The sequence below is a fragment of the Neisseria sp. P0019.S003 genome (genome assembly GCF_051957115.1).
In the GTDB taxonomy this organism is placed as follows: domain Bacteria; phylum Pseudomonadota; class Gammaproteobacteria; order Burkholderiales; family Neisseriaceae; genus Neisseria; species Neisseria flavescens_D.
Genome location: NZ_JBQCWT010000004.1, coordinates 36668 through 52341, shown reverse-complemented (window position 1 = coordinate 52341; position 15674 = coordinate 36668). Strand labels below are relative to the sequence as shown.

16 protein-coding genes are annotated in these 15674 nt (G+C 45.3%); 10 read left to right on the top strand and 6 right to left on the bottom strand.

Going from position 1 to position 15674, the window contains the following annotated elements:
* Positions 1-67 precede the first annotated feature (67 nt).
* The 6 genes from ACTHTS_RS07525 (at position 68) to ACTHTS_RS07500 (ending at position 4656) form a co-directional block, all read left to right on the top strand.
* Positions 68-391, top strand: coding sequence for a histidine triad nucleotide-binding protein (locus ACTHTS_RS07525; RefSeq protein WP_049329536.1), 324 nt, complete (start codon positions 68-70; stop codon positions 389-391).
* Between the two features lie 34 nt (positions 392-425).
* Positions 426-629 (top strand): Sec-independent protein translocase subunit TatA, encoded by a 204-nt coding sequence (gene tatA, locus ACTHTS_RS07520; RefSeq protein WP_003679438.1) that lies wholly within the window; start codon positions 426-428, stop codon positions 627-629.
* Between the two features lie 3 nt (positions 630-632).
* Entirely contained in the window at positions 633-1295 is a 663-nt protein-coding gene (gene tatB, locus ACTHTS_RS07515; protein ID WP_440369683.1) for a Sec-independent protein translocase protein TatB, read from the top strand.
* Between the two features lie 15 nt (positions 1296-1310).
* On the top strand, positions 1311-2087 hold the full coding sequence (gene tatC / locus ACTHTS_RS07510) for a twin-arginine translocase subunit TatC (protein ID WP_440367392.1): 777 nt from the start codon (positions 1311-1313) through the stop codon (positions 2085-2087).
* A 573-nt stretch (positions 2088-2660) separates the two neighbouring features.
* Positions 2661-4046 carry a GntP family permease gene (locus ACTHTS_RS07505; protein ID WP_440369682.1) on the top strand — a complete coding sequence of 462 codons (1386 nt, stop codon included), beginning with the start codon at positions 2661-2663 and terminating at the stop codon, positions 4044-4046.
* Positions 4047-4137: 91 nt separating this feature from the next.
* Positions 4138-4656: a gluconokinase, GntK/IdnK-type gene (locus ACTHTS_RS07500; RefSeq protein ID WP_440369681.1), complete on the top strand. Its 519-nt coding sequence runs from the start codon at positions 4138-4140 to the stop codon at positions 4654-4656.
* 59 nt (positions 4657-4715) lie between these two features.
* On the opposite strand, the gene dtd is transcribed toward ACTHTS_RS07500, so the two are convergent.
* From dtd to ACTHTS_RS07470, 6 genes are all read right to left on the bottom strand, one after another.
* Positions 4716-5177 (bottom strand): D-aminoacyl-tRNA deacylase, encoded by a 462-nt coding sequence (dtd, locus tag ACTHTS_RS07495; RefSeq protein ID WP_440369680.1) that lies wholly within the window; start codon positions 5175-5177, stop codon positions 4716-4718.
* A 96-nt stretch (positions 5178-5273) separates the two neighbouring features.
* On the bottom strand, positions 5274-6038 hold the full coding sequence (locus ACTHTS_RS07490; RefSeq protein WP_440369679.1) for a peptidyl-prolyl cis-trans isomerase: 765 nt from the start codon (positions 6036-6038) through the stop codon (positions 5274-5276).
* Positions 6039-6082: 44 nt separating this feature from the next.
* On the bottom strand, positions 6083-6955 hold the full coding sequence (locus tag ACTHTS_RS07485) for a peptidylprolyl isomerase (protein WP_070646233.1): 873 nt from the start codon (positions 6953-6955) through the stop codon (positions 6083-6085).
* 51 nt (positions 6956-7006) lie between these two features.
* On the bottom strand, positions 7007-7279 hold the full coding sequence (locus ACTHTS_RS07480; protein WP_070460214.1) for a BolA family protein: 273 nt from the start codon (positions 7277-7279) through the stop codon (positions 7007-7009).
* Complete coding sequence (locus ACTHTS_RS07475; protein ID WP_004519663.1) at positions 7276-7566, bottom strand: YciI family protein; 291 nt, start codon at positions 7564-7566, stop codon at positions 7276-7278. Before ACTHTS_RS07475 ends, ACTHTS_RS07480 begins: the two co-directional genes overlap by 4 nt.
* A complete protein-coding gene (locus tag ACTHTS_RS07470; protein WP_315037852.1) occupies positions 7566-8099 on the bottom strand; it encodes a septation protein A in 534 nt (177 codons plus the stop codon). The genes ACTHTS_RS07475 and ACTHTS_RS07470 overlap by 1 nt, the downstream gene beginning before the upstream one ends.
* Positions 8100-8452: 353 nt before the next feature.
* Here ACTHTS_RS07470 and ACTHTS_RS07465 point away from each other — a divergent pair, with 353 nt between their 5' ends.
* From ACTHTS_RS07465 to ACTHTS_RS07450, 4 genes are all read left to right on the top strand, one after another.
* On the top strand, positions 8453-10438 hold the full coding sequence (locus tag ACTHTS_RS07465) for a FimV/HubP family polar landmark protein (RefSeq protein WP_440369771.1): 1986 nt from the start codon (positions 8453-8455) through the stop codon (positions 10436-10438).
* Between the two features lie 227 nt (positions 10439-10665).
* A complete protein-coding gene (truA, locus tag ACTHTS_RS07460; RefSeq protein ID WP_440369678.1) occupies positions 10666-11511 on the top strand; it encodes a tRNA pseudouridine(38-40) synthase TruA in 846 nt (281 codons plus the stop codon).
* Between the two features lie 315 nt (positions 11512-11826).
* Positions 11827-12900 carry a trimeric porin PorB gene (gene porB, locus ACTHTS_RS07455; RefSeq protein ID WP_440369677.1) on the top strand — a complete coding sequence of 358 codons (1074 nt, stop codon included), beginning with the start codon at positions 11827-11829 and terminating at the stop codon, positions 12898-12900.
* 487 nt (positions 12901-13387) lie between these two features.
* Positions 13388-15661 carry a 4Fe-4S binding protein gene (locus ACTHTS_RS07450; RefSeq protein ID WP_440369676.1) on the top strand — a complete coding sequence of 758 codons (2274 nt, stop codon included), beginning with the start codon at positions 13388-13390 and terminating at the stop codon, positions 15659-15661.
* The last annotated feature ends 13 nt before the right edge of the window (positions 15662-15674 follow it).

The window sequence follows — 15674 nt, the reverse complement described above, 5'->3', positions numbered from 1 at the left end:
GTAAAACGATTTCCCTTTTTTGGTTGAAACCCGTTACGCCTGTTTTCAGACGGCCATTGGAGCCATTATGGATAATTGTATTTTCTGCAAAATCGCAACCAAAGATATTCCGGCACAAACTGTTTACGAAGACGATGAGATGCTTTGTTTCAAAGACATCCGTCCTGCTGCGCCGGTGCATCTGCTGCTGATTCCGAAAGTACACTTCGATTCACTGGCACACGCAACCGCCGAACATCAAACCCTGTTGGGCAAAATGATGTTGAAAGTTCCTCAAATCGCCCATGAGGCAGGTTTGACCGACGGTTTCAAAACCCTGATCAACACAGGCAAAGGCGGCGGACAAGAAGTCTTCCACCTGCATATCCATATCATGGGTACGCCTGCATAACTATTATCTATTTTAACAAATTCAAGGATTTACCATGGGTAGCTTCTCTCTCTGGCACTGGATTATCGTACTGATTATCGTCGTTTTGGTATTCGGTACCAAAAAATTGCGCAACGTCGGCAAAGACCTCGGCGGTGCAGTGCATGACTTCAAACAAGGCCTGAATGAAGGTACAGACGGCAAAGATGCCAAAAAAGACGAAGTCATCGAACACAAAAAAGACGAAGACAAAGCATAATCCATGTTTGATTTCGGTTTGGGCGAATTGCTGCTGGTCGGCGTTGTCGCCCTGATAGTGCTTGGCCCCGAACGTCTGCCACAAGCCGCGCGCACGGCCGGGCGTTTGGTCGGTAAATTGCAAGGATTCGTCAATAACGTCAAGCAGGAACTTAACACTCAGGCTGAGTTGGACGAATTGCGCAAGGTAAAGCAGGAATTTGAAACCGCCGCATCTGAGTTTCGCGACGGTATCAAAGACTTGGGCAACGATGCACAAAAAAACCTGAGCGATATTTCAGACGGCCTCAAGCCATGGGAACGCCTGCCTGAGCAGAAAACGCCTGCCGATTTCGGTGTGGATGAGTTTGGCAATCCTTTGCCTGATCTGGTTTCAAACAGCACTGAGAATGAAAGCGCAATCCAAGCTTCTGAGCAGGGTGGGGCAGCGCAAACCCAAGAGCTTGTCGAGGCTGAAAATGCCGAGTCCGAGCAAGACCGCGCTTGGCGTGAGTATTTGACGGCTTCGGTTTCGCCTGCTCCTGTGGTAGAAGTCAGCTATATCGAATCCCCTGTTGCCGATGTTCCTCCGCTGCATACGACTTCTTTGCGTAAGCAGGCGATGAGCCGCAAACGCGATATGCGCCCGAAATTCCACGCCAAGCCCAAACTGCGTGTCCGTAAGTAAAAAGTGAGTCAACCGGTGTCCGAAACTCAACACGAACAACCCGTCCAACCGCTTATCGAGCATCTTCTCGAGCTGCGCCGTCGCATGATGTGGATCGTCATCGGTATCGTCGTCTGCTTTTTGGGTATGATGCCGTTTGCCCAGCAGCTCTATACCTTTGTTGCCGAACCATTGATGGCCAATCTGCCTAAAGATACCAGCATGATTGCAACCGATGTGATCGCGCCGTTTTTTGTGCCGGTCAAGGTTACTCTGATGGCGGCATTTCTGCTGTCGTTGCCGCACACGCTGTATCAAGTTTGGGCGTTTGTCGCTCCTGCCTTATACCAAAACGAAAAACGCTTGATTACGCCGCTGGTGTTGTCCAGCGTGACGCTTTTCTTTGTCGGTATGGCGTTTGCCTATTTTTTGGTATTTCCCGTTATTTTCAAATTCTTGGCCGGGGTAACCCCTGTCGGCGTCAATATGGCGACCGATATTGACAAATACCTGTCCTTTATTTTGGGCATGTTTGTTGCATTCGGTACGACGTTTGAAGTTCCCGTTGTTGTGGTGTTGCTTGCAAAAATGGGTATTGTTTCGACTGAACAGCTTAAGAATGCGCGTCCGTATGTGATTGTCGGTGCGTTTGTCGTGGCTGCAATCATCACGCCGCCGGACGTAATTTCTCAAACCCTGCTTGCTGTTCCGCTGATTCTGCTCTATGAAGCAGGTATTTGGTTCAGCCGCTTTATCAAAGCGAAAACGCAGCAGGAAGATGAGGATACACCGCAACCACCGTCAGAAGTTTAAGAATCAAGGCCGTCTGAAGAATTTTTCAGACGGCTTTTGTATCATGGCACTTCAGTTTTTAAGAAAAAGTATGATGAATGTTCGGGGAATCGTACAAAAACGTTACAGCACTAAATTCTTTTGATGTGACTAAAAATTTCGACCGAGGATTTTGCCGAAATCGAAGCAGTAATGCGTAACGGTCCCTTATGCGTCAATGGGCTGGTATTCTGAAGATGATTTTAATACCAAACTGCTGGAATTCCGTTTGGAAAATGAGGTAATTTTTACCAAGGCATAAGCTGAAAATACTTGATTTTAGGTAATTGAAAAAATATTCGTTTCTATTTTATTAAAAAGTATGATGTCAGGCCGTCTGAAAATTAACTACTTTTCAGACGGCCTTTTTATTACCTTTATTTTTTCTTTGCTATCCTTAGTTATCAAGCATCTGGCAAAAGGGTTTTGAAAAAGAGAAGTTTATATTTTGACTAAATCCAGTCGTGTGATTCTGTGTAAAAATGTGTTATCGTATCCATATATATTAAGAAACATTAATAAGTTTGTATTTTTCTTACAGAGAAAGGCTTCAAAATGGATGGATGGACTCAAACGCTGAGTGCCGGTACCTTGCTCGGTATCGCCGCCGCAGCGATTTTGCTGATCTTGATTTTGATTGTAAAACTGCGCGTTCATGCCTTGCTGACGTTGGTATTGGTCAGCCTGCTGACTGCCATCGTAACAGGTCTGCCTATGGGCAGTATTGTTAATGATGTATTGGTTAAAAACTTCGGCGGTACACTCGGCAGCGTGGCGTTGCTGGTCGGTTTGGGCGCAATGCTCGGCCGTTTGGTAGAAACTTCCGGTGGAGCTCAGTCTTTGGCAGATGCGCTGATTCGGATTTTTGGTGAAAAACGTGCGCCGTTTGCCTTAGGCGTGGCTTCTTTGATTTTCGGTTTTCCGATTTTCTTTGATGCCGGTTTGGTGGTGATGTTGCCGATTGTGTTTGCAACGGCACGTCGCATGAAGCAAACTGTTTTGCCCTATGCGTTGGCATCTATTGGCGCATTTTCCGTCATGCACGTTTTCCTGCCGCCTCATCCCGGCCCGATTGCCGCTTCTGAATTTTATGGCGCAAATATTGGTCAACTGCTGATTTTGGGTTTGCCTGTTACCTTGATTACTTGGTATTTCAGCGGCTATTTATTGGGTAAGATTTTAGGCCGCAGCATCCATGTGCCCGTTCCTGATCTGCTCAGCGGCGGTACGCAAGATAACGACCAACCGAAAGCGCCTGCAAAAGCATCTACGGTCATCGGCATTATGCTAATTCCTATGCTGTTGATTTTCTTGAATACTGGTTTGTCTACCCTGATCAGCGAGAAAATGGTCAGTGCGGATGAAGGCTGGGTGCAGTTTGCACGAATGCTCGGTTCGACACCGATTGCTTTGCTGATTTCTGTTTTGGTGGCCCTGTATGTATTGGGCAGTAAACGTGGCGAAAAAGCCAGCGCTTTGGAGAAAACCATTGATGGCGCATTGGGCCCGGTTTGCTCGGTTATTTTGATTACCGGTGCAGGCGGTATGTTCGGCGGCGTGTTGCGTGCCTCCGGTATTGGTAAGGCTTTGGCAGACAGCATGGCAGACTTGGGTATTCCTGTTTTGCTGGGTTGTTTCTTGGTGGCTTTGGCTTTGCGTATTGCGCAAGGTTCTGCGACTGTTGCATTGACTACCGCTGCCGCGTTGATGGCACCGGCCGTTGCAGCGGCAGGTTTCAGCGATTGGCAGATTACTTGCGTAGTTTTGGCTACGGCAGCAGGCTCCGTCGGTTGCAGCCACTTTAACGACTCAGGCTTCTGGCTTGTCGGCCGTCTGTTGGATATGGATGTGCCGACGACCTTGAAGACATGGACGGTCAACCAAACACTTATCGCACTCATCGGTTTTGCTTTATCGTCAGTGTTGTTTATCTTGGTTTAATCGAAAATGGCCGGCGGATAGTGTTTTTGAGATAACACAATCCGCCTGTTTTCAAATACCGTTAAAATCCAAATAAACAAGGAGTAGAAAAATGACGACACATTTTGTTATGATGGGCGTGTGCGGTTGCGGTAAAACCACTGCCGCATTGTCTTTGCAAAAACATCTCAACCAATGCCCGTATGCCGAAGGCGATGATTTCCATACTCAAGCCAACCGCGACAAAATGGGTGCCGGTATTCCGTTGACGGACGAAGACCGCTATCCTTGGCTGGGCAATTTGCGTGACTGGATGACGGAGCAGGCAAAAAATGGGGAAAAATATTCTATCGTTACTTGTTCCGCACTCAAGCATCACTATCGCGATATTCTGCGTGGTGCAGAAGGGAAGGTGGCTTTTATCCATCTGACTCCGCCTCAAGCAATCAATCTTGAACGTATGCTGTCGCGTCAAGGGCATTATATGAAAGCCGGTATGCTGGATTCGCAGCTGGAGATTTTGGAAGAGCTGGGTGCGGATGAGTACGGCGTTAAAATTGACAATCCGGGTTCGCCTGAAGCCGTTGAGGCAGATATTGTGAACTGGGTGAAAGCGCAAGACTTGATTTAGTAATGATCAAAAATGGAAAGGCCGTCTGAAATATTTCAGACGGCCTTTTTTGATGGGATTTAGAATGTTTTTTGCGAGTCAAGCAATAAGGTAACCGGCCCGTCATTGCAAAGGGAGACCTGCATATGGGTTTGGAATCTGCCGGTTTCGACAGTCAGTCCATGTTCGCGCAAAAGTTGCGCGGTATATTGATAAAGCTTATCCGCTTGTTCGGCAGGGGCAGAATTGGAGAAGGACGGACGGCGGCCGCTGCGTGCATCGGCGTAAAGGGTAAATTGGGAAATCAATAATATCGAGCCGCCGACATCTTTGAGCGATAAATTTAATTTGCCGTTTTCGTCTTCAAAGATACGCAGGTTGGCGGTTTTGTCTGCAATGTATTTGGCGTCTGTTTCTGTATCGGTATGGGTAATGCCGAGCAATATCATAAATCCGTTGTTGATTTCGCCACAGGTTTCGCAGGATTTTTCGGACAAAACATTAACTTTGGCATGGGTAACTTTTTGAATAACAGAGCGCATAATCTTGTGTGAATAAAAGGAGTTGTAAAAAAGGGCGTAAGATACGCCCTCCGAGTTCAAATACAGTTTCAGACGGCCTGAAACCATTGAATTAATTTACGGATTAATGCCGTTTTCTTTCAAAATACGTTCGATCTGATTCTCGACTTTTTGTCGTTTGACAGCTTGGGCAAGCTGATTGCGCACCAGTTCGAAAGGTTCGGCATTAGGATTACGCTCTACGGCGCTAAGTTTAAACAGATAAAAACGGTTTTCCATCTGAATCGGCTCATGTGTTACATCGCCTCGATTCATGTCGGCAAAAGCGGTAGCTAGTTGAGGAGGAAGCTGCTGTGGAGAGATGAAGCCATCGAACTCTTGTTCGGGGTTGGGATAGCGTTTCATCAGTTCTTCAAATGATAAGCCTTTGAGCAGCAGTTCTTGCGCGGCGCGTACTTCTTCGGCTGACGCAAAGTTGACTTGTTGCAGCTTGATAACGCGTGTTTGCTGGTCGTAGAAACGGCGCAACTCGGCATCGTCAACTGCGGTTTGACGTTCTAGATAAGCAGCGTATTGGTTAGCATAGAATTCAGCTTCAATGTTTTTGAATTGATTCTGTACTTCTGCATCTTTGTCCAAACCAGCTTTGATGGCTTCATTTTTCAAAATTTCCAAAGTCTGCAAACGTGTAACCACATCTTTGCGGATTGCCTGACCATCGGGTTTGGCAGTCTGGTTGGGATGTTGATCGGCCTGTCTCAATACTTCGGCGACCATGCTGTCGATACGCGCGGGATCGATTTCAGGTGCTTTAGCGGTTGCCAAGCCGACGGTTGATAGGGCGAGGATAGCCAAAACGGCAGCTTTGGGCTTGATGTTCATGTGAGTTCCTTATTGCCCGCCGCTATCACGGCGGGCACCTTATATTATTTGTTGACTTTGATGCTGGCTTTTTTCAGTAATGATTGAATGGCCGCATCAACACGGGCTGCCTGTAAGTCGCTGCCAATCTCGTTTTTAGCGACTTCGTAAGAAGGTACGGTAACGTTACGGCGGTCATTGACGTAGAAAACGGCGTACAGATTACCGTTTTGCAGTGGAGTTTTAGTGTACGCACCTTTTTTCAGGTCTTTGACTGCAGCGTAAAGCGGAGGCGCTGATTCTTGCAAATCTTTAAGCGGAACATAAGCTTTAGGGATGCCGCCGGCTTTTTTGGCCGCTTCGTCAATTGAGTATTGGTTCAATACTGAAACAAAGCTTTTTTTCGCATCCAAATCGGCAATGGCTTTTTGGGCATTGCTGTTGCTGTCGGTTAAGATTTCGCCCAGTTGGACTTCCTGAGTACCTTTATAGAAGTTGCTGAAATCGTTGTAAGCGGCTTTGACATCTTTTTCTTGAACAGGATTTTGACGGACGATATGTGCTGCAAAAGCTTGGCCCAATAAATCTTTTTCGAAAACTGCCCATTCGGTTTTGAATGTGGCTTTTTTATCTGCGCCTTGTTTGGCGGCATCAGCACGCGCTTGTTCCAATGCTGTTTTGAATTCAGCGCTTTGATCCAGTTTTAATTTTTTGGCTTCTTGGGTAACAACAGTGCTGATAACTTGGCGTTCAGTCAGCATTTGACGCAATTCAGGAGTGTCTTGAACGTTCGGGTTGCTGGCGAGTACGGAAGCAACTTGGTCATCGATAACGCTGCTGTCGATGGCTTGACCGTTGACGGTAACCAAAGTTTGGGCAAACAGGGTGCCGGAAGTCAGGGCAAGCATCAAGGCTGAAGCAAAGTAGGTTTTTTTCATCGTATTTCTCTTTTAAATTAATGATTAGAAATCAAAGTTTGAGTAGTAATCTTAATGGAAGTATTCGTCCGGCGTGGCTGCTTTGATACTGAGTGCATGAATCAGGCCATCTGAAAACAAGTCCTGCAAAAGCTGCTTAATCATACGTTGCCGCTGGAGGCGGCCAATGTTCTCAAATGCGTTGCTGACCACCACTATAGCGTAATGCCCGCCGCCTTTATTGCCGGCATGGCCGGCGTGCAGGTGGCTTTCATCTTCAAAATCGAAGAACTCAGGCTCAAGCGCCTGCAGGCGTTCCTCGATAATTTGACGCATATTGCTCATTTGAATACGGCTTTAAAGGGTTTAATCAATACTTCTGCGTATACGCCGGCATCGACGTAAGGGTCTTGTTCAGCCCATTCTTGTGCAGCGTCCAAAGATTCAAATTGAGCCACGATCAGGCTGCCGGAAACGCGTTCCGGATTGTCTGGTAGAGGATTGGGGCCGGCAGTCAGCAGACGGCCTTGCGCTTTCAATTCTTCTAAGCGTGCTAAATGAGCAGGGCGTGCTGCCATGCGTGCTTCGTGGACATCTTCGGCATCAGTAGCCAAAAGCATGAAATATTCCATTATTGATCCTCCTTAGGCTGGAAACGCATCAGATACATACCCTGTGCGATGGAAAAAATGATTGTGAAACCCAATGTGCCGAACAGTTTGTAATTGACCCATTGGTCTGGAAAATACGTAAAGACAAAGAGGTTGGCCGCACCCATAAAAATTAGGAAGCCAATCCATGCATAAGTCAGGCGTGTCCATACAAAATCAGGGAGCTGCATTTCTTTGCCCATGACGGCTTTAAGCCCGTTTTTACCGGCAAGATGGCTGAACAGCATGACGATCGCGCCGATCCAAAACAGAACGGTCGGTTTCCACATGATGAAGCGGTTGTCTTTCAGTAAAATCGTTGCACCGCCAAAAAAGACAATCAAAATTAGGCTGATCCATTGCATGGTGTCCAGCTTGCGGTGTTTCCAAAAGGTCAGCGCAGCTTGGGCTATACCGACTACAACCGCAACAGTCGTTGCGGCAATCATGTCTTTGGTGATGATGTATGTGATGAAAAATAAGAATACGGCGAATAAGTCGCTCAAAACCTTCATATATTAATGATGAAACTAATTGAGTAAATGCTAATCATACAGGGAGATGTGTTTTTTTGCACCTTTCCCTATGACTTTAATACCACATATATCCATATGAGATATTTGTTTTGGGTTGGCGAAATTTGTAAAAAAGAAACACAAGCATGCAAAAGTAATAGATTTGCTAAGGAATTTTAGGCTGAATAGCCTCTATTGCTTGGCAGGAATGGGTTAAAAATATATCATGACGTAATATCTAGTAAATATATGGTTAAATGCGCGCACATTGGTCAGTACCATAATTTCCGAACAGGGGATCAGTTTTGAAAAAACATCACAATATTAAATTAATTACAGCTTCTATCGCTTTAATGACATCGCTCAGTGCCTCTGCAGGTTTGGGTGGCTTGAACGTTCAATCTCATTTGGGTGAGCCTTTTACAGGCAGTATCACTGTGACTGGCGAGGAAGCTCAGGCTCTGCTTAATGGCGGCAAGGCCACTATTTCAAATGGCAATTTGCGTGCGGCGGTACGCAAATCAGGCGATAAGGCAGTCGTTACCATCCGCTCTTCTAAAGCCATCAAAGATCCTGTTTTGGTTTTTCAAGTAGGTGTTGGCGCGCAATCGCGTGAATACACTGCTATTATCGATCCGGCCGGATATGATTCTAAAGATGCTGCATCTGTTCGTACCCGTCCGGCCACTGAATCTCAATCCTCTGAGCCGACACGCAATGCCCAACAGCCTGCAACGAAAAACAATAAAGCAGCAGGTAATCAGGCAATTCAAGCGCGTAAGGATGTGCAGCGTAAGGTTGAGAAAAAACAAGTTCAGACGGCCTCTGCTAAAAACGACACGGCCTCACGTTCAGGCAGACAGCATTTGGTGCGTACGGGTGAAACCCTGATTGCCATTGCGTCCAGCATCCGTCCGCAAGGTATGACCCTGGATCAAACCATTCAGGCTTTGGTAAATGCCAACCCGGATGTGTTTATTGATAACAATGCCAACCGTATGTTGGCAGGTAAAGTGTTGAATATTCCAAACCGTAGCGAATTGCAACGCTTGGCTGCTTCTGCTCCTGTTAAAACCAATACAGCAGCAGAGAAAGGCAATGAAACTGCCAATGCAACAGAAGCCAAAACAGAAAAACCTGTTGCTCAGCCTGAGGCTCAAACTGAAGCCCAGGTTAAAGATACTGGCGTAAATACACAGCAACAGGAAGAAGTGAAACAAGCTTCAGCTGAACAAACAGAACAAGCAGTATCTGCAGCTGTCAATGAAGATGCCGCATCTACTGTTCCTGCGTCCGATGTTCAAGAAGCTATGGCTTCTGATGCTCAAGCGAATGTAGTGGCTTCTGAGCCTGTTGCAACCACTGATTCTGTCGCGGAGCAAACAGAAAGCGAATCAGACGGCAATTTATGGAAATGGTTATTGGCGGGGGGTGCAGCCCTTATTGCTGCTTGGTTGTTATTGAAAGCTGCCGGTAAACGTAAAGACGAGCCGGAAGCGGCACCTGTAAGCCGTAAGGATGAAGAGAAGGCTGTGCAGAAAAATGTTGCTGCTTCAGCTGCTGCGGTTGCTGCAACTAAAGTAACGCCGTCTGAAAAAACTCCAGACGGTCTGTTTATCGAAGATGATTTCGAAGATGATGTGGTTATCAATGAAGTAGAAGAATCTTCCAATATCGATGATGTCAAACTTGATTTGGGTAAGATTGACAATAGACAGGCAGGTATTCTTTCAGGTGCAGTAACGCATGATGTAGAGACAGAGCAACGTCGCTATGCTGATTGGGACAATATCGAATCAACAGAAAGCGTGTATGAACCTGAACCAGAAAATCCGTATCAGCCGGTATCTGTTGTTATGCCTGAACGTAAAGAAGAGCAGGCAAATACATTTGCTGAGTTTGATTTGGCGACAGAGGAAAAAGTCTCCGAGTCAAGAAATGAAGAGCCATTCGAGTTTACGGTAGAAACCCCTGAAGCTTCAGACAGCCATGTGCTGCCATTTGATGTCAAGCAAGATCAAGACTTGCAAATTCAAGAAACCAAAGAAGAAGTAGAGAAAGAAGAAGCTGCTTCTGAGTTTGTGATTGAAGAAGGTGCATTGGAATGGGGAGCTGAAGATGTTTCAGTGGCCGCCGATAAAAGCAATAGTGAAAGAGGCTTTGTTTCAGAATCAGTCGGCATGACCGCACCGCTTGAAGCCAAATATGATTTGGCTAAGATGTATATCGAAATCGGTGATCCTGAAGCGGCTCGAGAAACATTGCAAGCGCTGATTGAAGAGGCTGAAGGCGATATTCTGCATAAAGCCCAAAAACTGATAAAAGAACTTGGCGCATAAGTGCCAGTCAAATGAAGATGCCGTTTCAGACGGCATCTTTTTTATGGTAAATTAAAAAGTAAGATTTTGGCTGAGTCTATTATTGGTTGAGTAAGATTTCAGCTTTATATGATGGTTGAAGATGAAGGCCGTCTGAAAGACAAAATGGAGGCGTGTGTTAATCACGCCTTTTTAATATTTGTTACTTGAGCGTAGGCAACAATATCAATTTACAAGAAGTATAAGAAATGACTGAACAAGCAAATACAACAGGGCATCTCGTGCAGCGTTGGGCTTTAACCCTCTCTTATGACGGTAGCCGTTTTTATGGTTGGCAAAAACAGGCTGGAAATTTGCCGACTGTTCAGACGGCCTTAGAGCAGGCATTATCTTCAATAGCAGGGGAGCGAATTAATACCATAGTTGCGGGAAGGACGGATACGGGTGTGCATGCAACTGCCCAGGTAGTGCATTTTGATACATCAGTAAGCCGTCCGGAGCAAGCATGGGTGCGGGGTGTCAATGCACATTTGCCTGATGGTGTTGCTGTGTTGGTTGCGCAAAAAGTTGCATCTCATTTTCATGCCCGATTTGATGCTTATGGCCGCCATTATCGTTATTTATTGGAGTCTTCACCGGTTCGTTCTCCATTATTGGTTGGCAGAGTAGGGTGGACGCATTTGAAATTGGATTTAAATCTGATGAGGCAGGCTGCTGCCTTATTGGAGGGAGAGCATGACTTTTCCAGCTTTCGAGCGGCCGAATGTCAGGCGAAAACCCCTGTAAAGACACTGTATAGTACAAAGATTAGTGGAACTTCTCGCTATCTGTGCCTTGATTTGCATGGGAATGCATTCTTACATCATATGGTACGCAATATTATGGGGGCATTAGTGTATGTGGGTAGCGGCAGAATCAGTGTAGATGAGTTTGAGTCGGTCTTTCACGCAAAAAGTAGATTGATGGCTCCGCCAACTTTTATGTCTGATGGTCTGTATCTAACAGGTGTTGATTATCCTGATGAATTTGGGGTGGTAAAACTACCTCTGCCTGAGTGGATAGATGTTTCGGGTAATGTTTTTCAGACGGCCTAATTGACGGATTGTTGGTATAAAAGCAACAAAATCGCGTGATTGATGTGTAAATTAATAAAGTGTTGTAAAAAATGCACAGCTGGTTTTAAAAGAAATTTATCATTGATTTTAAATAATAAATTTCCTTTTTTTAGGCTGTGTTTGCCTTTGTTGGGTTTCAAGGGTGGTGGGGATGGATTGAATAAAGTTTGTTTTTTTAGAGAGGAGCAATTATAGTAACAGTCATGGAATCGCTGATTCCAGCGATAATGTAAGCCTAAGCGGATTGTCCGGTCTGCTTAAGTTATTTCTTCACAATAGAAAAGGAATACAGCAATGAAAAAATCTCTGATTGCTCTGACTTTGGCAGCTCTGCCTGTTGCAGCTATGGCTGATGTGACTCTGTACGGTCAAATCAAAGCTGGTGTAGAAATTTCTCGAACTAAAGAGAAAGCTGCAGGTCAAACTATTAAATCTAAAACTGCTACTGAGATTGCTGACTACGGTTCTCGTATCGGTTTCAAAGGTCACGAACACTTGGGTAACAACCTGAATGCTATCTGGCAAGTTGAACAAAAAACTTCTATCGCCGGTGGTGATTCTGGTTTTGCTAACCGTGAATCTTTCTTGGGCTTGGAAGGCGGTTTCGGTAAAGTTCGTGCCGGTAACTTGAATACTGCTCTGAACGACAGCAGTGACAGCTTTGACCCTTGGGAGTCTAGTAATGCTAATGCAGACGCTCTGCAACTGGGTAAAATCAAACGTGTAGATGGTCGCAAAGTATCTGTACGTTACGATACTCCTGTATTGGGTGGTTTCAGCGCAAGCGTTCAATACCAACCTCGCGACAATGCTAGACCTGACGACAAAGGTGTACATGCTGTGAAAAGCCGTGCGTCTTACGATTTGGGTCTGAACTACGAAAACTCTGGCTTCTTTGGTCGCTATGCTGGTTCTTTCGCTAAACATGCTGACTTGACTGATGGTTACCTGGAGACATTCAATAGAAACACTACCTTGAATGCTGGTGCTTACAAAGACCACCAAGCACACCGTTTGACTGCTGGTTACGATGCTAACAACCTGATGGTTGCTGTTGTGGGTCAATACGAAGGCTTCAAAAAAGATGTTGCTAACGCTAAGAAAAACGAACGTGTTGAAGTTGGTGCAACTGCTGCTTACCGCGTCGGTAACGTGACTCCTCGTGTTTCTTACGCTCACGGTTTCAAAGCTAAAGAAGACGGCGTGAAACAAAAGAACAGCGTTTACAACCAAGTTATCGTTGGTGCTGACTACGACTTCTCTAAACGTACTTCTGCCCTGTTGTCTGCCGGTTGGTTGAGAGAAGGCAAAGGCGACAACAAATACGAGAAAACTGCTGGTACTGTTGGCCTGCGTCACAAATTCTAATCTGACTTAAGATTAGTCTGAAAAAGAGCCTGTTTTATACAGGCTCTTTTTGTTTTTGTAAGAAATGTATTTTGTCATTACAGGGCAGGTTAAAGTATTTTCGATATTCGTTTTCAGACGGCCTATGGAAATTTAAGTCAGGTTATATTCTATTGAATATATGCTAAATGAAATTTCAGAAATTGTTTTGAGTATTATTATAAATAAGTTAACAATATAGGGATGATTATTGGATTAAGTTGATTTTCCTATGTTTCATGCCTGCTAATAAAAGGTTCATCTAATGTAGTTCTAAAGTATTATTAGTATGTAGAATCTGGTTTTAAGATTTGTAAATTTGATTTTAATCAAATTATTGCTGATAGATGATTCATATAATATAAGTGTTTAGAGTATCGATATATCGGGAATAGCCATGTCCTGTCTTGAAATGAAGTGCTTAAGTGGCATTTGGAAACGAATCCTTGTGCTGTTTGCTGTATTTTCTATGATGATAGTAAGCCTGCCTGCTTACGCCGAGCGCTTGCCTGATTTCTTGGCAAAAGTTCAGCCTTCTGAAATTTTCCCCGGTGCTGATCGCTACGGCAAGCCGGAAGGTAAGCCTTTGGTTGCTCGTGTATATAAAGGCGAAGAGCAGCTTGGCTTGGTTTATATCACGACTGACGTGGTCAATACGCGCGGTTATTCGAGCAAACCGATCGATACGATGGTTGCATTGGCCAATGATGGTACTATTGCCGGCGCAAAATTGGTTGAGCACCATGAGCCGATTATGCTGATCGGTATCCCGCAATCCCGTGTCGATAAATTCATTGACAAATATATCGGCTTAAATTTTATTAAAAACCCGCCTCAACCAGGTGTTGCACCAGGGGATATTATTAGTGGTGCGACTGTGACCCTGATGGTCATCAATGACAGTATTCAGCGCTCTGTTAAAGCAGTAATCCATCAATATCATTTGGGTACAGATAAAGCAGTTCAAGCCGGTACGTCAGCTGCTTCCGGCGAACAGTCTGCCGAACCTGCCGTTCAAACTCGTCCGCGTCGTGTTGCCAATCAAGACAAACAAGATATCCTGTCATGGAATGCGCTTTTGGAACAAAAAGCTGTCGGCCATCTGCATATTTCTATCGACGAAATCAATAAACTGTTTGAGAAAAGCGGTAAAGCAGGTGTGGCAGATCATGCGGAGCAGGGCGATGGTAATGATACATTTATTGATTTGTATGTTGCCTTGGTCAGCCAACCTTCCATCGGTAAAAGCCTTTTAGGTGAAGCCGGTTGGAATAACCTGCAAAAACGTTTGAAACCTGGCCAAGAAGCCGTGATGGTGGCCGGTGAGGGTCGCTATTCTTGGAAAGGTTCGGGTTATGTCCGTGGCGGTATCTTTGACCGTATTGAAATGATTCAAGGCGATACCAGCTTCCGCTTTACCGATGCGCAACATGAACGTGTAGTTGCTTTATCCGCCGAAGGTGCGCCTGCATTTAAAGAAGTTTCTTGGTTCACTATCCCCGAAGGTGTGGAATTTGATGGTGCTGAGCCATGGCGTTTGCAATTGATGATTCAACGCGTATTGAGCGTAAATGATAAGGCATTTGTAACTGCCGATTTGGATTATGAATTGCCAAAAGGCTATTACGTTGACGATCCTAAAGCACCGCCGGTTGAAATTAGTGCACCGGTTGAGCCGGTGGCTGCGGCAGCCTCTGCTCCGGAAGAAAGTACAGGTATTGCAGAAGATGCAACAGCTGAGGAAGGTGTATCCAACCAACTTTGGAAACAGGTTTGGAAAGCCAAACAAGGTCAAATCATGGTTGTTGGTATTGCTTTGACAATTCTTCTGTTGGTATTCCTGTTCCAAGATTGGATTGTCCGTTACGAAAAATGGTATGACCGATTCCGTCTTTGTTTCCTGACCTTTACGCTGTTTTATATCGGCTGGTATGCTCAGGCACAATTATCGGTAGTGAATACTTTGACGTTGTTCTCAGCCGTTTTGACTGAGTTTCACTGGGAATTTTTCCTGATGGATCCGCTGGTATTCATTCTGTGGCTCTTTACAGCGGCGACCATGCTGTTGTGGAACCGCGGTACATTCTGTGGATGGCTGTGTCCTTTCGGTGCATTGCAAGAGTTAACCAACCGTATTGCTAAAAAATTGGGTCTGAAACAAATTACAGTGCCACACTTGTTGCATACCCGTCTGAGTGCGATTAAATATGTAATTTTCTTCGCTTTGCTGGCAATTTCCCTGTACGATTTGGGTACGGCTGAAAAATTTGCTGAAATTGAGCCTTTCAAAACTGCAATTATTTTGAAATTCATGCGTGAATGGTGGTTTGTTTTGTTCGCCGCCGCTTTGCTGATTGCAGGCTTGTTCATCGAACGTTTCTTCTGCCGTTATCTGTGTCCTTTGGGTGCAGGTATTGCATTGCCGGGCCGCTTCCGTGTGTTTGATTGGCTGCGCCGTTATAAAATGTGCGGTAACCCATGCCAGATTTGTACACACGAATGCCCAGTACAGGCAATCGCACCTGAAGGCGATATTCATCCGAACGAATGTATCCAATGTCTGCATTGTCAGGTAATGTATCATCACGATACGCGTTGTCCTCAAGTAGTGGCAACGAATAAGAAAAAACAAAAACAAGCGGCGGCAAAAGCTGAACAGCATGATGCGGCAGCGACGCAAAATGCCCAAGAACAAGTCGTCCAGTTTGTTAAAAAAGAATCGGCAATCAGTGTCGACAAGTAGTAATTTATCAATA